General features: G+C 71.7%; 23 protein-coding genes. 17 read left to right on the top strand and 6 right to left on the bottom strand.

The annotated features are described in order from the left end of the window. Positions 1-546, top strand: a 546-nt coding sequence (locus tag GTW67_RS00175) for an inositol monophosphatase family protein (protein WP_161162735.1), incomplete at its 5' end; no start/stop codon positions are given. A 93-nt stretch (positions 547-639) separates the two neighbouring features. On the opposite strand, the gene GTW67_RS36780 is transcribed toward GTW67_RS00175, so the two are convergent. After that, positions 640-813, bottom strand: coding sequence for a hypothetical protein (locus GTW67_RS36780; RefSeq protein WP_202436596.1), 174 nt, complete (start codon positions 811-813; stop codon positions 640-642). 457 nt (positions 814-1,270) lie between these two features. Here GTW67_RS36780 and GTW67_RS00170 point away from each other — a divergent pair, with 457 nt between their 5' ends. From GTW67_RS00170 to GTW67_RS00155, 4 genes are all read left to right on the top strand, one after another. Then, positions 1,271-1,924 (top strand): response regulator, encoded by a 654-nt coding sequence (locus tag GTW67_RS00170; RefSeq protein ID WP_161162734.1) that lies wholly within the window; start codon positions 1,271-1,273, stop codon positions 1,922-1,924. A 6-nt stretch (positions 1,925-1,930) separates the two neighbouring features. Next, the gene (locus GTW67_RS00165) at positions 1,931-3,178 is read left to right on the top strand and encodes an ATP-binding protein (protein ID WP_161162733.1); all 1,248 of its coding nucleotides are present in this window, start codon (positions 1,931-1,933) and stop codon (positions 3,176-3,178) included. A 407-nt stretch (positions 3,179-3,585) separates the two neighbouring features. After that, positions 3,586-3,882 carry a DUF4193 domain-containing protein gene (locus GTW67_RS00160; RefSeq protein WP_003993510.1) on the top strand — a complete coding sequence of 99 codons (297 nt, stop codon included), beginning with the start codon at positions 3,586-3,588 and terminating at the stop codon, positions 3,880-3,882. 13 nt (positions 3,883-3,895) lie between these two features. Next, entirely contained in the window at positions 3,896-4,828 is a 933-nt protein-coding gene (locus GTW67_RS00155) for a hypothetical protein (RefSeq protein ID WP_161162732.1), read from the top strand. A 13-nt stretch (positions 4,829-4,841) separates the two neighbouring features. Here GTW67_RS00155 and GTW67_RS00150 read toward each other — a convergent pair whose 3' ends face one another. After that, positions 4,842-5,303 carry a DUF3093 domain-containing protein gene (locus GTW67_RS00150; protein ID WP_161162731.1) on the bottom strand — a complete coding sequence of 154 codons (462 nt, stop codon included), beginning with the start codon at positions 5,301-5,303 and terminating at the stop codon, positions 4,842-4,844. Positions 5,304-5,360: 57 nt separating this feature from the next. Between GTW67_RS00150 and GTW67_RS00145 the strand changes: the two genes are divergently transcribed. The 6 genes from GTW67_RS00145 to GTW67_RS00120 all read left to right on the top strand — a co-directional run bounded on the left by GTW67_RS00145 (position 5,361) and on the right by GTW67_RS00120 (position 9,459). Further along, entirely contained in the window at positions 5,361-5,945 is a 585-nt protein-coding gene (locus GTW67_RS00145) for a hotdog domain-containing protein (RefSeq protein WP_161162730.1), read from the top strand. After that, the gene (gene dut / locus GTW67_RS00140; protein ID WP_161162729.1) at positions 5,942-6,493 is read left to right on the top strand and encodes a dUTP diphosphatase; all 552 of its coding nucleotides are present in this window, start codon (positions 5,942-5,944) and stop codon (positions 6,491-6,493) included. The genes GTW67_RS00145 and dut overlap by 4 nt, the downstream gene beginning before the upstream one ends. A gap of 1 nt (position 6,494) precedes the next feature. Further along, the gene (locus GTW67_RS00135) at positions 6,495-7,247 is read left to right on the top strand and encodes a DUF3710 domain-containing protein (RefSeq protein ID WP_161162728.1); all 753 of its coding nucleotides are present in this window, start codon (positions 6,495-6,497) and stop codon (positions 7,245-7,247) included. Positions 7,248-7,423: 176 nt separating this feature from the next. After that, on the top strand, positions 7,424-8,116 hold the full coding sequence (locus tag GTW67_RS00130; RefSeq protein WP_161162727.1) for an ABC transporter ATP-binding protein: 693 nt from the start codon (positions 7,424-7,426) through the stop codon (positions 8,114-8,116). Positions 8,117-8,292: 176 nt separating this feature from the next. Further along, positions 8,293-8,691 carry an OB-fold nucleic acid binding domain-containing protein gene (locus GTW67_RS00125; protein WP_161162726.1) on the top strand — a complete coding sequence of 133 codons (399 nt, stop codon included), beginning with the start codon at positions 8,293-8,295 and terminating at the stop codon, positions 8,689-8,691. A gap of 3 nt (positions 8,692-8,694) precedes the next feature. Further along, positions 8,695-9,459 carry a DUF3159 domain-containing protein gene (locus GTW67_RS00120; protein ID WP_161162725.1) on the top strand — a complete coding sequence of 255 codons (765 nt, stop codon included), beginning with the start codon at positions 8,695-8,697 and terminating at the stop codon, positions 9,457-9,459. Between the two features lie 70 nt (positions 9,460-9,529). Here GTW67_RS00120 and GTW67_RS00115 read toward each other — a convergent pair whose 3' ends face one another. Both GTW67_RS00115 and GTW67_RS00110 read right to left on the bottom strand, forming a co-directional pair. Further along, complete coding sequence (locus GTW67_RS00115; protein WP_161162724.1) at positions 9,530-10,207, bottom strand: potassium channel family protein; 678 nt, start codon at positions 10,205-10,207, stop codon at positions 9,530-9,532. Further along, positions 10,207-10,878 carry a potassium channel family protein gene (locus GTW67_RS00110; protein WP_161162723.1) on the bottom strand — a complete coding sequence of 224 codons (672 nt, stop codon included), beginning with the start codon at positions 10,876-10,878 and terminating at the stop codon, positions 10,207-10,209. Before GTW67_RS00110 ends, GTW67_RS00115 begins: the two co-directional genes overlap by 1 nt. Before the next feature lie 518 nt (positions 10,879-11,396). Here GTW67_RS00110 and GTW67_RS00105 point away from each other — a divergent pair. Further along, positions 11,397-13,478, top strand: coding sequence for an amino acid permease (locus GTW67_RS00105; RefSeq protein ID WP_161162722.1), 2,082 nt, complete (start codon positions 11,397-11,399; stop codon positions 13,476-13,478). Between the two features lie 97 nt (positions 13,479-13,575). Next, entirely contained in the window at positions 13,576-14,928 is a 1,353-nt protein-coding gene (locus GTW67_RS00100) for a class I SAM-dependent RNA methyltransferase (RefSeq protein ID WP_161162721.1), read from the top strand. Positions 14,929-15,052: 124 nt separating this feature from the next. On the opposite strand, the gene GTW67_RS00095 is transcribed toward GTW67_RS00100, so the two are convergent. Together GTW67_RS00095 and GTW67_RS00090 are read right to left on the bottom strand one after the other, a co-directional pair. Next, entirely contained in the window at positions 15,053-16,276 is a 1,224-nt protein-coding gene (locus tag GTW67_RS00095; protein WP_161162720.1) for a carboxylesterase family protein, read from the bottom strand. After that, positions 16,273-17,595, bottom strand: a complete 1,323-nt coding sequence (locus tag GTW67_RS00090) for an MFS transporter (RefSeq protein ID WP_161162719.1) — start codon at positions 17,593-17,595, stop codon at positions 16,273-16,275. The genes GTW67_RS00095 and GTW67_RS00090 overlap by 4 nt, the downstream gene beginning before the upstream one ends. 202 nt (positions 17,596-17,797) lie before the next feature. Here GTW67_RS00090 and GTW67_RS00085 point away from each other — a divergent pair, with 202 nt between their 5' ends. From GTW67_RS00085 to GTW67_RS00070, 4 genes are read left to right on the top strand one after another with little or no spacing between them, the layout of a single operon-like run. Beyond that, a complete protein-coding gene (locus GTW67_RS00085) occupies positions 17,798-19,267 on the top strand; it encodes a 2-hydroxymuconic semialdehyde dehydrogenase (RefSeq protein ID WP_161162718.1) in 1,470 nt (489 codons plus the stop codon). A 41-nt stretch (positions 19,268-19,308) separates the two neighbouring features. Further along, positions 19,309-20,073: a 2-keto-4-pentenoate hydratase gene (locus GTW67_RS00080; RefSeq protein ID WP_161162717.1), complete on the top strand. Its 765-nt coding sequence runs from the start codon at positions 19,309-19,311 to the stop codon at positions 20,071-20,073. Further along, a complete protein-coding gene (locus GTW67_RS00075; RefSeq protein ID WP_161162716.1) occupies positions 20,073-20,522 on the top strand; it encodes a RidA family protein in 450 nt (149 codons plus the stop codon). Before GTW67_RS00080 ends, GTW67_RS00075 begins: the two co-directional genes overlap by 1 nt. Next, entirely contained in the window at positions 20,519-21,040 is a 522-nt protein-coding gene (locus tag GTW67_RS00070) for a 3-hydroxyanthranilate 3,4-dioxygenase (protein ID WP_161162715.1), read from the top strand. Before GTW67_RS00075 ends, GTW67_RS00070 begins: the two co-directional genes overlap by 4 nt. Positions 21,041-21,042: the final 2 nt, after the last annotated feature.

Raw genomic sequence — 21,042 nt, 5'->3', positions numbered from 1 at the left:
TACCCGCTCGACGGCACCGTCAACTACCTGTACGGGCTGCCCACCTGGGCGGTCTCCATCGCCGCCGAGCAGGACGGCGAGCGGGTCGCCGGGGTGGTCGTGGCCCCGATGCGGGGCGAGACGTACTGGGCCGTGCGGGGCGGCGGGGCCTGGGCGACGGGCGCCTGGGCCGGTGAACGGCGGCTGGAGTGCCGGCCGGCGGCGCCGCTGGACCAGGCGCTGGTCTCCACGGGCTTCAACTACGTCGCCGAGGTCCGCGCCGAGCAGGCCGAGATCGCGCGGCGGCTGATCCCGCTCGTGCGGGACATCCGGCGCGGCGGTTCGGCCGCGATCGACCTGTGCGACGTGGCCGCGGGCCGCCTCGACGGCTACTACGAACGCGGGCTGCACCCCTGGGACCTCGCGGCGGGCGACCTCATCGCCCGGGAGGCGGGCGCCGTGACCGGTGGGCGCCCCGGGGAACGCCCGTCACGCGATCTGACGATCGCTGCCACCCCGGACGTCTTCCAGCCCCTCCAGCGGCTCCTGGTGGACTTCGGCGCCTGACCGGACCGGCGTCGCGCGACGCCTCCCGACGGCCCGACGCGACGGGGCCCCGGCGCTGGATCCCGCCGGGGCCCCGTCGCTCTCACGGGCCGATCAGACGCCGGTCACTCCGACCTCCACACCGTGTTCGGCGGCGAGGCGGCGCAGATCGTCGAGCTCACCCAGCTCGACCTCGACGAGGAACTCGTCACCCTCGTCGCGGGCCCGGGACAGGTCGGACTCGGTCGTCTGTATGCGCTGCAGAAGTCCTGCGGTGAAAGCGTCCATGCTGCGCCCCCTCGTCCTGGGTCGTGGGTCGGTGGCACGGGGGTGTGCCGATTCGGAAGGGGCGATCACGTCTCCGGTGGAGTGCCCAGCGCTGCCCGGCCGGGCGGCGACGGTGCCGGACACCCACGCCCGCTCTGCGGAAGCGGACCGCGGCGCACCGCGTGGCGTGCGGTACAGGCAGAGCGTGATCGCGGGGTGTAAAGCCGTCCTCCCCCAGCTCCCTCCCGCGGAAACCTGAACCGCCCGAGAAAATCCCGCATTCCCGCTCGCACCAACAAAAGCCCACCCTCCGCCCCACTCACCCGGCAGCCCCCGCCGACCCTCACCGGTCCCTCAGCTGCCTTACCGCCGACTTATGACCGAAAAGGGCAGGATGGAGGTCAACACACCCACGAGCCCCCCTGCCCTCGTGCGCCCGAGCGGCGCTACGCGGGTGGACACAGGAAGGACAAGCGACGTGCGCGTACTCGTCGTCGAGGACGAGCAGCTGCTCGCCGATGCGGTGGCCACCGGACTGCGCCGGGAGGCCATGGCCGTCGACGTCGTGTACGACGGTGCGGCCGCCCTGGAGCGCATCGGCGTCAACGACTACGACGTGGTCGTCCTCGACCGCGACCTCCCCCTCGTGCACGGCGACGACGTCTGCCGCAAGATCGTCGAACTCGGCATGCCCACCCGCGTGCTGATGCTCACGGCCTCCGGCGACGTCAGCGACCGGGTCGAGGGCCTGGAGATCGGCGCCGACGACTATCTGCCCAAGCCCTTCGCCTTCAGCGAGCTCATCGCGCGCGTGCGCGCCCTGGGCCGGCGCACCAGCGTGCCGCTGCCGCCCGTGCTGGAGCGCGCCGGGATCAAGCTCGACCCCAACCGCCGCGAGGTCTTCCGCGACGGCAAGGAGGTCCAGCTCGCCCCCAAGGAGTTCGCCGTGCTGGAGGTGCTCATGCGCAGCGAGGGCGCCGTCGTCCCCGCGGAGCAGCTGCTGGAGAAGGCCTGGGACGAGAACACCGACCCGTTCACCAACGTGGTGCGCGTGACCGTGATGACCCTGCGCCGCAAGCTGGGCGAGCCCCCCGTCATCGTCACCGTGCCCGGCTCCGGCTACCGGATCTGATCGACCGTGGCGACGACACCCGCGCCCCCCGGGGCGCCTCCGAAGCCCACCTGGGACCCGCGCCCGGCGACCCCCCTGCCATGGCTGCGCCCCACCATCCGCATAAGGCTCACGCTGCTCTACGGCGGCATGTTCCTGATCGCCGGCATCCTGCTGCTGTCGATCATCTACCTGCTGGCGGCCCAGGCACTGAACACGGGCAACGAACCCCTGTTCAAGATCGTCGGCGGCACCGACATCAAGGTCTCCAGCGACAAGTGCCCGGTCGTCAACAACGCGAACAACCTCTCGCTGTCCACGTTCAACGCGGCGATCAGCGAGTGCATCGATCACCAGCGCCAGGTCGCCCTGGACAACCTGCTCAGCCGCTCGCTGCTGGCCCTCCTCGGCCTCGCCGTGATCGCCTTCGCCTTCGGCTACGCCATGGCCGGCCGCGTCCTGTCGCCGCTGGGCCGGATCACCCGCACCGCGCGCGCGGTGGCCGGTTCCGACCTGTCCCGGCGCATCGAGCTGGACGGCCCGGACGACGAGCTCAAGGAGCTCGCGGACACCTTCGACGACATGCTGGAGCGATTGCAACGGGCCTTCACGGCCCAGCAGCGCTTCGTCGGCAACGCCTCGCACGAGCTGCGCACCCCGCTCGCGATCAACCGCACCCTGCTGGAAGTGCACCTGTCCGATCCGAACGCGCCGGTGGAGCTCCAGCAGCTCGGCAAGACGCTGCTGGCCACCAACGAACGCAGCGAGCAGCTGGTCGAGGGCCTGCTGCTGCTCGCCCGCAGCGACAACCAGATCGTCGAGCGCAAGCCCGTGGACCTCGCCGAGGTCGCCGGGCAGGCCATCGACCAGGTGCACGCCGAGGCGGAGGCCAAGGGCGTGCGGATCCAGGGCGACCGCGAGCCGGCGGTGGTCCAGGGCAACGGCGTGCTGCTGGAGCGGATCGCCCTGAACCTGGTGCAGAACGCCGTGCGCTACAACGTGGCCGAACAGGGCTGGGTGGAGGTCACCACCGCCGTGGAGAACGGCCAGGCGGTCCTGGTGGTCACCAACACGGGCCCGGTCGTGCCGGCGTACGAGATCGACAACCTTTTCGAGCCGTTCCGGCGGCTGCGCACCGAGCGGACGGGCAGCGACAAGGGCGTCGGGCTCGGCCTGTCCATCGCGCGGTCGGTGGCCCGGGCGCACGGCGGGCACATCTACGCGCAGCCGCGCGAGGGCGGGGGGCTCGTGATGCGTGTCACGCTCCCCGTCTGAGATCATGACCCCCGACATCTCACCGGGGTCCGGGGATGTTCGCTTTGAGCGGAATTTCCAGGTCACCGTCCACGGTTTCGCGTGTGTGATCGATCACAGCGGCGACATTCCCGCCCTCCACTCTCCGTGATCATGCACCCTGTCGGAAAGCCGGGAAAATCCCGGTTTCCAGGGTCCCTGAACACGGGAAGTACACGGTGAGGCGCCTTTGAAGTGCGGCATTCGGACCGTGTACGGTCCCCATCGCCATCCAAGCCGATCACTCTTGAGGAGTCCGGTTGGGTGTCGATTGAGTAACAGACCTTGATGTGAGGCAAAATCTCCGCCTCAGGTCGGGCACAAGTCCGGCCTCTCACGCGTTACGTGCGCTGGAGACACCCGCAGACACCCAGAGGGGGAGAGCGACCATGGCAACGGATTACGACACTCCACGCAAGACCGACGACGACGTCGACTCGGACAGCCTTGAAGAACTGAAGGCCCGGCGGAACGACAAGTCCGCCTCGGCCGTCGACGTCGACGAGTTCGAAGCCGCAGAAGGCCTCGAACTCCCCGGTGCCGACCTTTCCAACGAGGAACTGGCCGTCCGTGTACTGCCGAAGCAGCAGGACGAGTTCACCTGCATGAGCTGCTTCCTGGTGCACCACCGCAGCCAGCTGGCCCGGGAGAAGAACGGCCAGCCGATCTGCCGCGACTGCGACTGAGGCGGGGTCGGCCGTGACCGGCTCGACCCCTCCCTGGAAGCGCCGCTTCTCCAGGCGGGAAGCGGACCAAGGACCGTTCGACGGTCCGCAGCGCGCGCGTGACGACGAGCGGGGCCCGACCGATACGGGGACGGCCTCGCTCGAACCGGGGAACGACCGGGGTGACCTCCCGGCGACCGTCCGGACACCGGCGCCCGCTGCCCGGCGCCGGGCAGCGGCGTTCCGGGACCGGGCCGGGCAGGGCGTCCGCAAGGGCGGCGACCGTGCCAGGGCGGCCCTGGCGCACCTCGCCGACCGCGTCATCGAACTCGCCCCGCGCGTCCCCGTACGGGACCTCGCGACGCTGCGCGGGCAGTTCCCCGGGCTCGGACCCGAGGAGCTCGCCGACCGGCTGGTGATCGGCGCCACCCGGGGCACCGCGACCGTCGGCGCGGGAGTCGGCGCCGCGGCGATGCTCCCCGTACCGCCCGCGATGCCCACCGAACTGGCCGCCGAGATCACCGGCGTGGCCGCGATCGAGCTGAAGCTGATCGCCGAACTCCACGAGGTCTACGGCGTACGCCCGCCCGGCACCCTGACGCAGCGCAGCACCGCGTATCTGAACTCCTGGTCGGACGAGCGCGGCGTCGAGATGACCAAGCCGGCCACCCTCGGCACGGCGATGAACAGCCACATGAAGCGCCAGCTGCGCCAGCAGATCATGAAGCGCCTGGTGCGCGACCTGCCCAACCTGATGCCGTTCATGGTGGGCGCGGCCGTGGGCGCCGTCATGAACCGGCGCGACACCAGGAAGCTCGCCGACCGCATCCGTGCGGACCTGCGCAGACGCCAGGTGCCGTGGGACGCCCTGGAGGCGCTTCCCGCCCTGGAGACCCCCGAGGACGCCCTCGACATGGGCACCCTCGGCAGAGAGCCCGGGCGCCGGCCCGGGAAGGACCGCCACTGACCCCCGGCGTGCGCTAGGCCGCCGTCTTCGCCGCCCGCAGCGTCTCGACCAGCCGCTCCGGCTCACGGGTCGACAGGTACAGGTACGGAGTCGGGTCCTCCGGGTCCGTGACCTCGACGCGCACGGCCGTCGGGATGTAGGCGCGCAGCAGCAGGAAGGCGCGGGTGTCGGCCTTGTACGTCCGCCAGGCGCGGGCCTCCTCCGCGTCCAGGATCTCCGCCTCGCCCAGGACCGCCAGCGGCACCTTGGCCTCGCCCGCGATCAACGAGTCGCCCACGACCCGGATCCGCACGGCGCCGTACGAACTCGCCACGACCGCCGCCGCGGCCGTACCGCCCGCCAGACCGCCCAGCATCGGCAGCGTGCCGAAGGGCAGCAGGATCAGGGCGAACGAGAGGCCCACCAGGAAGGAGATCAGCCACCAGGAGCGGGGCGCGGTGAGACGTTCTTCGTACGAGGTGGCGGAGAGCTGCATGAAGCAAGCTTGGCACGGTATCGGTGATCGGCCGACGCGCGGGTAAGGTCTGCGCCTGTGAGTGGTACTTCCCCGGCTCTTCAGCCCCCCGCCGACGCCGTGAAACCCGTACGGCACCCCGACGCGCCCGCCCCCGGCGAACTGCTCGGCGCGCACTACGGCCAGTGCTTCGGCTGCGGCGGCGACCAGCCCCACGGACTGCACCTCCAGGCGCGGGCCGGTGAAGGCGTGGCGATCACCGCCGAGTTCACCGTGCAGCCCGCCCACCAGGGCGCCCCCGGCCTGGCCCACGGAGGCGTGCTGACCGCCGCCCTGGACGAGGCCATCGGCTCGCTGAACTGGCTGCTGCGCACCATCGCGGTGACCGGCCGCCTGGAGACCGACTTCCTGCGGCCGGTGCCCGTGGACACGGTGCTGCACCTGGAGGCCGAGGTGACCGCGGTGGCCGGCCGGAAGATCTACTCCACCGCCACCGGCCGGATCGGCGGCCCCGAAGGGCCCGTCGCCGTCCGCGCCGACGCCCTGTTCATCGAGGTCAAGATCGACCACTTCGTCGACCACGGCCGCGAGCAGGAGATCCGCGCCGCCATGGACGACCCGGACCAGGTCCGCCGCGCCCGCGCCTTCGAGGTGAACCCGTGAGCCGCGAGCCCCTGGACGTCCTGATCCGCCTCGTCGACCCGGACCTGCCGGTCCCGGCGTACGCGCAGCCCGGCGACGCCGGAGCCGACCTGCGCACCACCGTCGACTGCGAACTGGCGCCCGGAGAACGGGCCGTTCTGCCCACGGGAGTGTCTGTGGCGCTCCCCGAGGGGTACGCGGCCTTCGTGCACCCGCGTTCAGGCCTGGCAGCCCGCTTCGGTGTCGCCCTCGTGAATGCCCCGGGGACGATTGATGCCGGGTACCGTGGGGAGATCAAGGTGATCGTGGTGAATCTCGACCCTCGCGAGAGTGTGCGGTTCGAGCGCTTCGACCGGATCGCCCAACTGGTCGTCCAGCAGGTCGAGAGGGTCCGCTTCCGTCCGGTCGCGGAGCTTCCCGGCTCGGCGCGGGCCGAAGGGGGCTTCGGATCCACCGGCGGCCACGCCGGAACGGACCGGGAAAGCGGCACAAGCGGTCAGGTCGCCGAGGGCGGCCCGACGGGTGGGAATCGATACGCTTCGGTCGTATCCGACCGGGAAGGACAGTGACGTGTTCGGACGTCGCAAGAAGAGGGATGCCGCCGAGGGCGCGGCCGGCGAGGCCGAGCAGGTCGTCGACAGCGTCGACACCGAGGCGGACGAAGGGCGCGAGCGCGTGCGGCTCGAACCCGAACCGCGGCCCGACGGGCCCTGGGACAGCACCGAGGTGAGCGACCCGGGCGAGGGCCGCGTGGACCTGGGCGGCCTGTTCGTACCCGGCGTCGACGGCATGGAACTGCGCGTGGAGGTCGCGGGCGACGCGATCGTCGCCGCGACGGTCGTGCTGCGCGACAGCGCCATCCAGCTCCAGGGCTTCGCCGCGCCCAAGCGCGAGGGCATCTGGGGCGAGGTGCGCGAGGAGATCGGCTCCGGCATCACCCAGCAGGGCGGCATCATCGACGAGGTCGAGGGTCCGCTGGGCTGGGAGCTGCGGGCCCAGGTGCCGGTGCAGCTGCCGGACGGCACGGGCGGCTTCCAGGTCGTGCGGTTCGTCGGCGTGGACGGCCCCCGCTGGTTCCTGCGCGGTGTGATCTCCGGCCAGGGCGCGGTGCAGCCGCAGGCCGCCGGTCTGCTGGAGCAGATCTTCCGGGACACGGTCGTGGTCCGCGGCGACGGCCCGATGGCCCCCCGCGACCCGATCGTCCTCAAGCTGCCGGACGACGCGCAGATGGTCCCCGAGGGCGTCCAGCAGGAGGAGGGCTCCCGCTTCTCCGGCGGCATGGGCCAGCTCCAGCGCGGCCCGGAGATCACCGAGGTCCGGTAAAGACTCCGTACGGTTTTCCGTAGACGTACGTCACGGTTTCCGTGCTTGCACGACGAGGGCCGCGCCCCGCACGGGACGCGGCCCTTCACCGTGTCCGGGGTCCGTGCGGCCGGACGGTTGTCTGCCGAGGCGTCCGCTGGCGATACTGGCGCCCTGTTTACGGCGGGGGAGGACGAATGAACCTGGTGGCCACCGAGACCATGGTGCGCGTCGAGGACGTGCACAAGTCGTACGGCCACGGCACCGCCGCCGTCCACGCCCTGCGCGGCGTCTCCTTCGAGGTGCCGCGCGGCGAGCTGGTCGCCCTCAAGGGGCGGTCCGGCTCCGGCAAGACCACGCTGCTCAACATCGTCGGCGGCCTCGACACCCCGGACGCCGGACGCGTCGCGGTCGACGGCCGCGATCTCGCGGAGCTGAACGAGAACGGGCTGCTGGCGCTGCGCCGGGACCGGGTCGGCTTCGTCTTCCAGTCCTTCGGGCTCATCCCGATCCTGACCGCCGCCGAGAACGTGGGCGTGCCGATGCGGCTGCGCCGGACCGCGCCGCGCGAACGCGACGAGCGGGTGGCGCTGCTGCTCTCCCTGGTCGGCCTCGCCGACCACGCCGCCCAGCGGCCCGGCGAGCTGTCCGGCGGACAGCAGCAGCGGGTCGCCATCGCCCGCGCCCTCGCCAACAACCCCGCGCTGCTGATCGCCGACGAGCCCACCGGCCAGCTGGACGCCGAGACCGGCCACGCCGTGATGGAGCTGCTCCGGGCGGTCGTCCGCAGCGAGCAGGTCACGGCGCTGGTCGCCACGCACGACGCCACGCTGCTCGACCTCGCCGACCGGGTGCTGGAGCTGCGGGACGGGGAGATCGTCGAGCAGTGACGCCCGAGGCGGCGGGGCGGCCCTGAACCAGCTCGTCACCGCCGCCGGTCAACCGGATCGCCGGCGCCGACCCCGGGAACATCCGTGCGCTACGGAAAGCGGGCCGGAGGGGCCTGTTCCAGGGCGGGGTCCGAGGCGGTGCATGGCTGTCGGCGTGCCCCGGTACGCTTTCAGGTATGAGTGCTGCTCCTCGTTCCGACAAGCCGGTGGGCCGGTTCCGGCGCATGTTCGACCGGCTCTCCTCCTCGCAGGAGGACCTGGAGTCGGAGGAGCTCCGGGAGGACACCGAAACCGCCGGCTGCACACGCATCGGCGACTGCCAGGACCGGCAGATCGTGACGGTTACTGGTACCTTGCGCACGGTCACCCTGCGCCCACGCGCGGGCGTCCCCGCCCTGGAGGCCGAGCTCTTCGACGGCTCCGCCGCCTTGGACGTCGTGTGGCTGGGCAGACGCTCCATCGTGGGCATAGAGCCGGGGCGCAAGCTCATCGCATCGGGCCGGGTCTCCATGAGCCGGGGCCGCCGGGTGCTCTTCAACCCGAAATACGAACTGAGACCCCTCGGACGGGAGTAGCCGGTGACGTCGCTCGACAAGCCGACGGAAGACACGGAAGCGGACGACGCCCGGGCGGTGACGGAGGCCGCGCTGTTCGAGGCGTTCGGCGGCGTGCGGGGCATGGTCGAGACGGTGCTGCCGGGGCTGCTCTTCGTCACCATCTTCACGATCAACAACGACCTGCACCTCTCGGCGATCGCGGCGCTGGCCGTGTCGCTGGTGCTGGTCGTGGTGCGCCTCGCGATGAAGGACACCGTCAAGCACGCCTTCAGCGGCGTCTTCGGGGTCGCCTTCGGCGTGGTCTTCGCGATGATGACCGACAACGCCAAGAACTTCTATCTGCCCGGCATGCTCTACACGCTGGGCCTGGCGCTGGCGTACATCGTCACGACACTGGCCGGAGTGCCCCTGATCGGCCTGATCCTCGGCCCGGTGTTCAAGGAGAACCTCTCCTGGCGCACCCGCAACCCGGGCCGCAAGAAGGCGTACGCGAAGGCCAGCTACGCCTGGGGCCTGATCCTGCTCGCCAAGTGCGCGATCCTCTTCCCGCTGTACTGGTGGGCGGACACCGAGCAGCTGGGCTGGGTCCTGGTCACCCTGAAGATCCCGCCCTTCCTCCTCGCCGTCTGGCTGACCTGGGTCTTCCTGGCGAAGGCGCCGGCCCCCATCGACGTGTTCGCGGAGATGGAGGCGGCGGAGAAGGCCGAGAAGGAGCAGGCGGAGCGGGCGCAGGCCGAGCAGGGCGACACCGTGGACCCCTCCGGCGGCAGGCACCGCAAGGCCTAGCGGCCCGACGTACGAGGGGGCGCCCGGAGAATCTCCGGGCGCCCCCTCGTCGTACCGGGGAAGCCGGCCGTCAGCCGGCGGTGCTGCCGCGCCGGGCCGACAGCAGGTCCTCCAACTGCTCCTCGCGGGCCTGCGCGGCCACGAACAGCAGCTCGTCGCCCGCCTCCAGCGAGTCGTCCTGGGACGGGGTCAGCACCCGGGTGCCCCGGATGATCGTGACCAGGGAGGTGTCCTCCGGCCACTCGACGTCACCGACCTGCGTGCCGGCCAGCGCCGACTCCTCGGGCAGCGTCAGCTCCACGAGGTTGGCGTCGCCGTGGCTGAAGCGCAGCAGCCGGACCAGATCGCCGACGCTCACCGCCTCCTCGACCAGGGCGGACATCAGACGCGGGGTGGAGACGGCGACGTCCACGCCCCAGGACTCGTTGAAGAGCCACTCGTTCTTCGGGTTGTTCACCCGGGCGACGACGCGCGGAACGCCGTACTCCGTCTTGGCCAGCAGGGACACGACCAGGTTGACCTTGTCGTCGCCCGTCGCGGCGATGACGACGTTGCAGCGCTGGAGCGCCGCCTCGTCCAGGGACGTGATCTCGCACGCGTCGGCCAGCAGCCACTCCGCCATCGGGACGCGCTCGACCGAGATGGCGGTCGGCGCCTTGTCGATGAGCAGGATCTCGTGACCGTTCTCCAGCAGCTCGCCCGCGATCGAACGGCCGACCGCGCCGGCTCCGGCAATGGCGACCCTCATCAGTGACCGCCCTCCTCTTCGGGACCCTTGGCGAACGCCGCCTCGACCTTGTCGATCTCGTCGGTGCGCATCATCACGTGCACGAGGTCGCCCTCCTGGAGCACGGTCTGCGAGGACGGCAGGATCGCCTCGCCGAGCCGGGTGACGAACGCCACCCGCACGCCGGTCTCCTCCTGGAGCCGGCTGATCTTGTGACCGACCCAGGACGCGGAGGTGTGCACCTCGGCGAGCTGGACGCCGCCGGTGGGGTCGCGCCACAGCGGCTCGGCACCCGAGGGCAGCAGCCGGCGCAGCATCTGGTCGGCCGTCCAGCGGACGGTGGCGACGGTGGGGATGCCGAGGCGCTGGTAGACCTCGGCGCGGCGGGGGTCGTAGATGCGGGCGGCGACGTTCTCCACGCCGAACATCTCGCGGGCCACGCGGGCGGCGATGATGTTCGAGTTGTCACCGCTGGAGACGGCGGCGAAGGCGCCGGCCTCCTCGATGCCCGCCTCGCGCAGGGTGTCCTGGTCGAAGCCGACACCGGTGACCCGGCGGCCGCCGAACGAGGAGCCCAGGCGGCGGAAGGCGGTGGGGTCCTGGTCGATCACGGCGACCGTGTGCCCCTGCTGCTCCAGGGTCTGGGCGAGAGCGGAGCCCACACGCCCGCAGCCCATGATGACAATATGCATCGCGTCACACCGCGCTTCCTACGGGCACTGCCACCTTAGTGGATGTCGTGCTCATGTCTCTCTTTCGGCTCGCCTGGCGACATGTCGCGGCCAGTGTGCGGGCCGCAGGGGAACATCATGCCGGTGGCCGGCGGCGGTGAGCCCCCAGGGGCCCGTGGAGCCGCGGTCCCCCCGCCCCCTGCCCAACGTATCGGCAAGCCCGCGCGGTCCGCACGAGCCGTCTCATCCCTCGGCGGACGACCCCCGGCGGCCGATGCTGCGGATGCTGGCAAGAGTCAGGATTCCGAGGCCGACGAGCGTGACGGCGCCGCCGACGAGCTCTGCGGTCAGATGCATGGAACCTCCAGGGAGGACAACGGCCGGGAATCGCGCGGTGTTTGTCATATAGGCACGCCGGGTCCGCAAGCTGCGGAATCCGCAGCGGCGGCACCCCCCGAATTCACCCGTAGAGCAGACGGCGGACGGAACGGGGGTGGCGGGTGGGCGGGCGCCCGTTCGAACGCTTACGATCCTCTGTTGTGTCCAAACTGACCGACGTGCCCAAGCGGATTCTGATCGGGCGCGCACTGCGCAGTGACCGGCTGGGGGAAACGCTCCTGCCGAAGCGCATCGCCCTTCCCGTCTTCGCCTCCGACCCGCTGTCCTCCGTGGCCTACGCCCCCGGCGAGGTGCTGCTGGTCCTGTCCATCGCGGGCGTGTCGGCGTACCACTTCAGCCCCTGGATCGCCGTCGCGGTCGTCGTGCTCATGTTCACGGTGGTCGCGTCCTACCGGCAGAACGTGCACGCCTACCCGAGCGGCGGCGGCGACTACGAGGTGGCGACCACCAACCTCGGGCCGAAGGCCGGCCTGACGGTGGCGAGCGCGCTGCTGGTCGACTACGTCCTGACCGTCGCCGTGTCCATCTCCTCCGGCATCGAGAACCTCGGCTCCGCGATCCCGTTCGTCGTCGAGCACAAGGTCATCTGCGCGGTCGCGGTGATCGTGCTGCTGACCCTGATGAACCTGCGCGGCGTCAAGGAGTCGGGCAAGCTCTTCGCGATCCCGACGTACGTCTTCGTCGGCGGCGTCTTCATCATGATCGCGTGGGGTGCCTTCCGGGGCCTGGTGCTCGGCGACAGCATGCGGGCACCCACGGCGGACTACGAGATCAAACCGGAGCATCAGGGCCTGGCCGGCTTCGCGCTGGTCTTCCTGCTGCTGCGGGCCTTCTCCTCCGGCTGTGCCGCGCTCACCGGCGTCGAGGCCATCTCCAACGGCGTCCCCGCCTTCCGCAAGCCGAAGTCGAAGAACGCGGCCACGACGCTCGCGATGATGGGCCTGCTCGCCGTCACCATGTTCTGCGGCATCATCGCGCTGGCCGCCACCACCAAGGTCCGGATGTCGGAGAACCCGGCCACCGACCTCTTCCACAACGGCGTCGCCGTCGGCGCGGACTACGTCCAGCACCCGGTGATCTCGCAGGTCGCCGAGGCCGTGTTCGGCGAGGGCAGCTTCCTGTTCATCGTCCTGGCCGCCGCCACCGCGCTGGTCCTCTTCCTCGCCGCGAACACCGCGTACAACGGCTTCCCGCTGCTCGGCTCGATCCTCGCCCAGGACCGCTACCTGCCGCGCCAGCTGCACACCCGCGGCGACCGGCTCGCCTTCTCCAACGGCATCCTGCTCCTGGCCGGCGCGGCCGTGCTCCTCGTCGTCATCTACGGCGCCGACTCGACCCGCCTGATCCAGCTCTACATCGTCGGCGTGTTCGTCTCCTTCACGCTCAGCCAGATCGGCATGGTCCGGCACTGGAACCGGCACCTGGCCGCGGAGCGGGACCAGGCCAAGCGGCGCCACATGATCCGCTCGCGGGCCATCAACGCCTTCGGCGCCTTCTTCACCGGGCTGGTGCTGGTCGTCGTCCTCGCCACGAAGTTCACGCACGGCGCGTGGGTCGCCCTGCTCGGCATGTGCATCTTCTTCGCGACGATGACGGCGATCCGCAAGCACTACGACCGCGTCGCCGAGGAGATCGCGGCCCCGGAGGACCCCGAGGAGCCCCCGAGCGACGACCTGGTGCGGCCCTCCCGCGTCCACTCCGTCGTCCTGATCTCCAAGATCCACCGCCCCACCCTGCGCGCCCTCGCCTACGCCAAGCTGCTGCGCTCGGACTCCCTGGAGGCCCTCAGCGTCAACGTCGACCCGGCGGAGACGAAGGCCCTGCGCGACGAGTGGGAGCGGCGCGGCATCGACGTACCGCTGAAGGTGCTGGACTCGCCGTACCGCGAGATCACCCGGCCGGTCATCGAGTACGTCAAGGGCCTGCGCAAGGAGTCGCCGCGCGACGCGGTCTCCGTGATCATCCCCGAGTACGTCGTCGGCCACTGGTACGAGCACCTGCTGCACAACCAGAGCGCCCTGCGCCTCAAGGGCCGGCTGCTGTTCACCCCCGGTGTCATGGTCACCTCCGTCCCGTACCAGCTGGAGTCCTCCGAGGCGGCCAAGCGGCGCGCCCGCAGGCGGCAGGACTGGAGCGCGCCCGGCGCGGTCCGTCGCGGTCCGGCGCACCACGACCGGTCGAAGGAGTCCTCGCAGTCCTCGCAGTCCTCGCAGTCCTCCTAGGGTCGAGGGAGTCCTCGCCGTCCACGTAGACTGGACGGCTGTTGTCCTTCGACGTCGTCCGTTTGTCCGTCGTCCCGTTCTCTGGAGTCACCCCGCCATGCAGGCAGAACCGAAGAAGTCGCAGGCGGAGTCCCCGGCGGTCTCGCTGGTGGGGGAGGAGTACGAGGTCGAGATCGGCCCCGTCGCCCACGGCGGCCACTGCATCGCCCGTACCTCCGAGGGACAGGTGCTGTTCGTCCGGCACGCGCTGCCCGGTGAGCGGGTCGTGGCCCGGGTGACCGAGGGCGAGGAGGGCGCACGCTTCCTGCGCGCGGACGCCGTCGAGATCCTGGACGCGTCCAAGGACCGCATCGAGGCGCCCTGCCCCTTCGCCGGGCCCGGCCGCTGCGGCGGCTGCGACTGGCAGCACGCCAAGCCGGGTGCCCAGCGCCGGCTGAAGGGCGAGGTCGTCGCCGAGCAGCTGGAGCGCCTCGCGGGCCTCACGCCCGAGGAGGCCGGCTGGGACGGCACGGTGATGCCGGCCGAGGGCGACAAGGTCCCCGCCGGGCAGGTCCCGTCGTGGCGCACGCGCGTGCAGTACGCCGTGGACGACGAGGGCCGGGCGGGCCTGCGCAAGCACCGCTCGCACGAAGTGCAGCCGATCGACCACTGCATGATCGCCGCGGAGGGCGTCAGCGAGCTGGGCATCGAGCAGCGCGACTGGGCGGGCATGGAGTCCGTCGAGGCGATCGCGGCGACGGGTTCGCAGGACCGGCAGGTGATCCTCACCCCGAGGCCCGGCGCCCGCCTGCCCATCGTCGAACTGGACCGCCCGGTCTCCGTCATGCGCGTCGGAGAGAAGGACGGCGGCGTCCACCGCGTCCACGGCCGCCCCTTCGTCCGCGAGCGCGCGGACGGCCGGACCTACCGCGTCGGCAGCGGCGGCTTCTGGCAGGTCCACCCGAAGGCCGCGGACACGCTGGTCACGGCGGTCATGCAGGGCCTGCTGCCCCGCAAGGGCGAGACGGCCCTCGACCTGTACTGCGGCGTCGGCCTCTTCGCGGGCGCCCTCGCCGACCGCCTCGGCGACGAGGGCGCGGTCCTCGGCATCGAGTCCGGCAAGCGCGCGGTCGAGGACGCCCGGCACAACCTCGCCGGCTTCGACCGGGTCCGCATCGAACAGGGCAAGGTCGAGGCGGTCCTGCCGCGCACGGGGATCACGGAGGTCGACCTGATCGTCCTGGACCCGCCACGCGCGGGCGCGGGCCGCAAGACGGTCGCCCACCTGGCTTCACTGGGCGCACGCAGGATCGCGTACGTCGCCTGCGACCCCGCCGCGCTGGCCAGGGACCTGGGGTACTTCCGGGACGGGGGGTACCGGGTGCGGACGCTGCGGGTGTTCGATCTGTTTCCGATGACGCATCATGTGGAGTGCGTCGCCATCCTCGAACCCGCCGCGAAGGGCTCCTGACCTGCGGTTTTGTCCGTGCGTCGGGCGGGCGTCGCAGGACGGTGTCCCGTGGGGCGGTTCAGGGCGCAGGAGACGTCGCCGGCCGGGCGGGCCGCGGTCTCGGGGACCGGGTGACGTCGGGGTCTCAGTCGGCGAGAGCGGTCAGCGGTGCCGGCATCGGGTCTGGGGTTCCGTCGCGGGCGAAGGCGGCCCAGGTGGTACGCATCCGGCGGCCGATCGCGTCCACCTCCGCCCAGTCGGCGTCGCCCAGCATCGGCGCGCCTCGCCAGGCGCCGGGCGAGCCGAGGAGCAGGGGGAGCTCGACGCAGTGGGTGGCGCCGAAGGGCGAGCCGGGCGGGCGCCAGTCCAGACGGTAGCCGTACGCGCGGGCACCGGCCCGCTCCAGTTCGCCGCGCAGCGCCGTGAGCGGCGTCTCGAACACGCGCCGGGTGCGTTCGGCGACGCTCCCGGAGTCGTCCGGGCCTTCGGGGAAGGCGGACATGTCGTCGGCGTTCCATCCGTACAGGACGTCCACGGCGCCGTTGCGGGAGTCGAGCGGCCCGGCCTCGGCGGGCAGCGGTCCGATGCCGCTGACCGGGCCGAAGGCGGGAGCCAGGGAGTTCCCCGTACGGCGCTGCTGCTCGGCGGCGGTCAGGGCCTGTGCGGCCAGCAGCCGCTCGGGGGCGGCGGTCCGTGGGTCGGTGCCGAGGCGGGCGGCGAAGAAGCGGCCGAGGTCCCGTGCCTCGTCCGCCGGCCGGGTGGCGATGGCCAGTGGGGCGCTCTGGAGGATCGCCCGGCGGAACAGGCCCCTCGCCTCGGGCACGTCCATCAGCAGCCGGATGGACAGGGCACCGGCCGACTGGCCGAAGAGAGTGATGTTCCCCGGGTCACCGCCGAAGCGGGCGATGTGCTCACGCACCCAGCGCAGCGCCTCCAGTTGGTCCCACAGCCCGAGGTTGCCCTCGCTGACGCCGTCGAGGAGGAGGTAACCGAGGGCGCCCAGCCGGTAGCCGGCGCTGACGACGACCACGTCCTGCTCCGCCGCGAGGGCGCCACCGTCGTACCAGTCGCGGATGCCGGCGCCGCTGCTGAAGCCGCCGCCGTGGAACCAGACGAGCACCGGCAGGCCCGGCGAGCCGGGTGCCGGGCCGCCCCGCGGAGCGGTGACCGCCAGCTGAAGGCAGTCCTCGCTCTGCGGCCGCCGGTCGAGGGGCGGGCCCATCACCGCGTCCAGACGGGACGGAGGCTGCGGGCAGACGGCGCCGACCGGCCCGGCCGGGGACCCGGAAACCGAGGGGCGGGGCCGGGCGAAGCGCTCGGCGGTGGCGTACCGCAGGGGGCCGCTGCGGAGGACGGGGCGGTCGGTCATGCCTTACCTGCCAGTTCGGAGGGCGACGGTGACGGCTCGGCCGGCGCTTCGGGAGCGGCGCGGAAGAGCGCCACCGCGCCGGCCAGGCTCAGGGCGCAGACACCCACCAGGTACCACGTCACGCCCGTCGAGGAGCCGACCGAATCGAGGAGTGCGCTGGAGATCATGGGCGCCAGGCCACCGCCGAGCACGGCACCGGCCTGGAGGATGAGCGACGTGCCGGAGTACCGCACCCGCACCGGGAAGGTGTCGGCGATGATGGCGCCCTGCACGCAGTGGGTGGGCGCGATGATCAGGCCCATCCCGGCGAGCGCCAGCAGCGCCAGGGCGGTGTCACCGGTGTCCAGCAGCGGGAAGAACACCGCGCACCAGACGAGGACGGCCACGGAGCCGCCGATGAAGAGTGTGCGCCGGCCGCTGCGGTCGGCGACCCGGGTCCACACGGGGATGGACACGCCCCACAGCACGGCCGCCCCGCTGACCCCGAGGATCAGGAACCGCTGGTCGTAACCGAGGTGGTCGGTGCCGTAGGACAGGGTGAAGACCATGAAGACGTAGGCGACCGCCGAGTTCGCGAGCACGGCCAGCAGGGTGACGAGCAGGCGGACCCGGCCGGTCCGCAGCGCGGCGGCCAGCGGGAAGCGGACGACCTCGTGCTGCTCCTTCGTCTGTTCGAAGGACGGCGACTCGGTGACCCTCAGCCGGACCACGAGACCGACCCCGACCAGGACGATGCTCAGCAGGAACGGTACGCGCCACGCCCAGTCGGTGAACGTGCCGTCTCCGGCCAGGGACTGGGTGGCCAGGAAGACCATGTTCGCCAGCACCAGGCCGGCCGGAGTGCCCATCTGGGGAAAGCCCGCGTAGAGATTGCGACGTCCCTCGGGGGCGTGCTCCATCGACATCAGGGTCGCACCGGCGCCCTCGCCGCCGAGCCCGATTCCCTGGACCACGCGCAGCAGGACCAGGAGCACCGGGGCCCACAGGCCGATGGTGTCGTAGCTGGGCACGAGCCCGATGAGGGTGGAGCCCACCCCCATCAGGAGCAGGGACACCACCAGGGTCGAGCGGCGGCCGAGGCGGTCGCCGAAGTGGCCGAAGACTAGCCCGCCCAGTGGCCGGGCCACGAAACCCACGGCGAGGGTGCCGAAGGCGGCGAGCGTCCCCGCGGCGGGGCTCAGGGACGGGAAGAACTGCTTGTCGAAGACGAGAGCGGCTGCCGTGCCGTAGAGGAAGAAGTCGTACCACTCCAGGGTGGTGCCCAGAAGGGTGGCCAGCGCTGTCCTGCTCGCGCCCCGACGCCTCGCGTCGTCGCTCATGGGATACCTCGTTCGCTGGGGGAGGGACGGATGGACGCCCGTTGTCGAGGGATCCTGTGTCCTCCCCGCAGAGGTCACAAATGCCGTTTTGGCCTGCCGGTATTGCGATACCGGTATAGCTTCCGGGTTATACCCATCCTGTGATGGGGCGCGGCGAATTCTTCATTTGTCAGGCATGGCCCGCGCGTCCCAGTGTGGGGCCATGACGGCACAGACTCCGCAGTGGATCCGCAACTTCGTCGACGGGCGTTTCGTCGACCCCACCGACCGATGCTTCGACGCGGTCGACCCGGCCACCGGCCAGGTGCACGGCCGGGTCCACGAGGCCGACGCCCCCCTCGTGGACCGGGCGGTCTCGGCGGCCCGCACGGCGCTGGCCCCCTGGTCGGCGACGCCCGTCCGGGAGCGCACCGACGTGCTGCGCCGGGCGGCGGACCTGATCGAGGCCCGGTTCGAGGAGTTCGTCGCCGCCGAGTCCGCCGACACCGGCAAGCCCCTCGCGCTCGCCCGCGACCTCGACGTGGCCCGGGCCGTGGCCAACTTCCGCACCTTCGCCGACGTGGTCGCCGCCGCCGGCCAGGAGTCCTTCCTGACCGACCTGCCCGGCGGCCGCCAGGCCCTCAACTACGCGGTGCGCAAGCCGCTCGGCGTGGTCGCGGTCATCGTCCCCTGGAACCTGCCGCTGCTGCTGCTCACCTGGAAGATCGCTCCGGCGCTGGCCTGCGGCAACACCGTCGTCGTCAAGCCGAGCGAGGAGACCCCGGGCACCGCCACCCTGCTGGCCGAGGTGCTCGCCGAGGCGGGACTGCCGGCCGGTGCCTACAACGTCGTGCACGGTTTCGGCGGGGGCTCGGCCGGTGAGTACGTCACCTCGCACCCGGGGATCGACGGCGTCACCTTCACCGGTTCGTCGGCCACCGGAGCGCACGTCATGAAGACGGTCGCGCCGCGGGTGCGCCCCGTCTCCTTCGAACTGGGCGGCAAGAACGCCGCGCTCGTCTTCGCCGACGCGGACCTCGACGAGACCCTGGACGGGCTGACCCGGTCGGTGTTCGCCAACACCGGCCAGGTGTGCCTGTGCACCGAGCGGGTCTACGTCCAGCGGGAGGTCTTCGCCGACATCGCCGACGGACTCGTGGAGCGGGCCCGCTCCCTGCGCCTGGGCGACCCGCGGGACGGCGCGACCACCACGGGCCCGCTCATCTCCCAGGGCCACCGCGAGAAGGTGCGCGGCTACCTGCGGCTCGCCGAGGAGGCGGGCGCCAAGGTCCTCACCGGTGGGGGCACTCCCCACCTCGGCGCGGAACTCGACGGCGGCTCCTGGATCGAGCCGACCCTGTGGACCGGCCTGACCAACGCCGACCGTCCGGTGCGCGAGGAGGTCTTCGGCCCGGTCGCCGCGCTGATCCCCTTCGACACGGAGGAGGAGGCCGTCGCCCTGGCCAACGACACGGAGTACGGCCTCGCCGCCTCGGTGTGGACCCGGGACCTCAGGCGCGGCCACCGGGTGGCGCAGGCGATGAACGTGGGGATGGCCTGGGTCAACACCTGGTTCCTGCGGGACCTGCGCTCGCCCTTCGGCGGCGTCGGCCTCTCCGGCCTCGGCCGCGAGGGAGGCGCCTCGTCGCTGCACTTCTACACCGAACCGACCAACGTGTGCGTGCAGTTGTGACGGACACCGTGACCCCACCCCGAAGCCGAAGGAGACGATCGATGATCACCCAGGAGACGGCCGGAGCCCTGGCCGCCGTCCTCGACGACGCCCAGACGTCGGTGTCCGACACGCCGAGCCTCGCCGACACCCACACCCTGACCGTCGACGACGCCTACGCGGTCCAGGCCGCGCTCCTCGCCCGGCGCACCGCCCGCGGCGAACGCCCCACCGGCGTCAAGCTGGGCTTCACCAGCGAGGCGAAGATGGCCCAGATGGGCGTCTCGGAGATCATCGTCGGCAGGCTGACCGACGCCATGCGCGTGGTCGACGGCGCGGAGGTGGAGCTGGCCCGGTTCATCCACCCGAAGGTGGAGCCGGAGGTCGCCTTCCGGCTCGGCCGGGACGTCGACCCGCACGACCCCGACGCCGACCTCGCCGACTGCGTGGACGCCGTGGCCCCCGCCCTGGAGATCATCGACTCCCGCTACCGGGACTTCCGCTTCACCTACGAGGACGTGGTCGCGGACAACACCTCCGCGGCCGGCTACGCGGTCGGCCCCTGGCTCCCCGTGCGGGACGTCTCCGACCTCGCCGTGCACCTCACCCACGGCGGGAGCCGGGCCGAGGGCACCACCGCGGCCATCCTCGGGGCGCCGGTCAACGCGCTGCGCGCGCTGCTCGACATGGCCCGCCGCCGCGACGTCCCGCTGCGCGCGGGCGACACCGTGCTCGCGGGCGCGGCGACCGCAGCCGTCGCACTGACCCCCGGCGTCACGACCTGCGAGGTCGCCGGACTCGGCCGCGTCAGCGTGAGGAGCGTGTGATGGACACAGCACGTGTCGTCCCCGGGAAGGCGAAGCCGCGCGGGCGCTTCCCGCACTTCCGCCGCGCCGGTGACCTCGTCTTCGTCTCCGGCACCAGCTCCCGCCGCCCCGACAACTCCTTCGTGGGCGTCGAGACCGACGAGATGGGCACGACCGACCTCGACATCCGGGCGCAGACCCGCGCGGTCCTCGACAACATCGGTGACATCCTCGCCGACGCCGGCGGGTCGCTCGCCGACGTCGTCCAGGTGACCGCGTACCTCGTCAACATGAACGACTTCGGCGGCTACAACGAGGTCTACGGCCAGTACTTCGACGAGACGGGGCCGGCCAGGACCACCGTGGCCGTGCACCAGCTGCCCCACCCGCACCTGCTCATCGAGATCCAGGCCGTGGCCCACCTGCCGGTGGCCCGTACGGCCGGCGACACCGCGGAGGAGACACCATGACCGACATCCCCGAGGTCATCGACTTCCAGGGCTGGATCGACGACCACGCACACCTGCTGAAGCCCCCGGTGAACAACCGGACCATGTCGCTCGGCAACGACTTCATCGTGCAGATCGTCGGCGGCCCCAACCAGCGCACCGACTTCCACCTCGACCCGTACGAGGAGTGGTTCTACCAGGTCAAGGGGGACATGCACGTCGACCTCATGACCGAGGACGGCCCCCGGACCGTACACATCAGGCAGGGTGAGGCGTGGCTGCTGCCCGGCAACGTGCCGCACTCCCCGCAGCGCCCCGACCCGGACTCCATCGGCCTGGTCATCGAGCGGGTCCGCGAGGAGGGCACGCTGGAGAAGTTCCTCTGGTTCTGCCCGTCCTGCTCCGCGCGCGTGTACGAGGTGGAGCTCCAGGTCACCGACATAGTGGCCGACCTGCCGCCGGTCTTCGAGCGGTTCTACGGCGACGAGAAGGCCCGCACCTGCTCCGCCTGCGGGACCCTCCACCCCGGAAAGGGCTGACC

The organism is Streptomyces sp. SID5910, assembly GCF_009862125.1.
Taxonomy (GTDB): domain Bacteria; phylum Actinomycetota; class Actinomycetes; order Streptomycetales; family Streptomycetaceae; genus Streptomyces.
Note: the sequence above shows the minus strand (reverse complement) of the source record. Positions and strands in the feature narration are given on the sequence as shown.

Excerpts from the sequence above, each read along its gene's own strand:
- GTW67_RS00070 (WP_161162715.1), top strand. The coding sequence starts at position 20,519 with ATGACCGACATCCCCGAGGTCATCGACTTCCAGGGCTGGATCGACGAC.
- GTW67_RS00125 (WP_161162726.1), top strand. The coding sequence starts at position 8,293 with ATGAGTGCTGCTCCTCGTTCCGACAAGCCGGTGGGCCGGTTCCGGCGC.
- GTW67_RS00095 (WP_161162720.1), bottom strand. The coding sequence starts at position 16,276 with ATGACCGACCGCCCCGTCCTCCGCAGCGGCCCCCTGCGGTACGCCACC.
- GTW67_RS00100 (WP_161162721.1), top strand. The coding sequence starts at position 13,576 with ATGCAGGCAGAACCGAAGAAGTCGCAGGCGGAGTCCCCGGCGGTCTCG.
- GTW67_RS00115 (WP_161162724.1), bottom strand. The coding sequence starts at position 10,207 with ATGAGGGTCGCCATTGCCGGAGCCGGCGCGGTCGGCCGTTCGATCGCG.
- GTW67_RS00110 (WP_161162723.1), bottom strand. The coding sequence starts at position 10,878 with ATGCATATTGTCATCATGGGCTGCGGGCGTGTGGGCTCCGCTCTCGCC.
- GTW67_RS00075 (WP_161162716.1), top strand. The coding sequence starts at position 20,073 with ATGGACACAGCACGTGTCGTCCCCGGGAAGGCGAAGCCGCGCGGGCGC.
- GTW67_RS00150 (WP_161162731.1), bottom strand. The coding sequence starts at position 5,303 with ATGCAGCTCTCCGCCACCTCGTACGAAGAACGTCTCACCGCGCCCCGC.
- GTW67_RS00090 (WP_161162719.1), bottom strand. The coding sequence starts at position 17,595 with ATGAGCGACGACGCGAGGCGTCGGGGCGCGAGCAGGACAGCGCTGGCC.
- GTW67_RS00080 (WP_161162717.1), top strand. The coding sequence starts at position 19,309 with ATGATCACCCAGGAGACGGCCGGAGCCCTGGCCGCCGTCCTCGACGAC.
- GTW67_RS00160 (WP_003993510.1), top strand. The coding sequence starts at position 3,586 with ATGGCAACGGATTACGACACTCCACGCAAGACCGACGACGACGTCGAC.
- GTW67_RS36780 (WP_202436596.1), bottom strand. The coding sequence starts at position 813 with ATGGACGCTTTCACCGCAGGACTTCTGCAGCGCATACAGACGACCGAG.
- GTW67_RS00130 (WP_161162727.1), top strand. The coding sequence starts at position 7,424 with ATGAACCTGGTGGCCACCGAGACCATGGTGCGCGTCGAGGACGTGCAC.
- GTW67_RS00085 (WP_161162718.1), top strand. The coding sequence starts at position 17,798 with ATGACGGCACAGACTCCGCAGTGGATCCGCAACTTCGTCGACGGGCGT.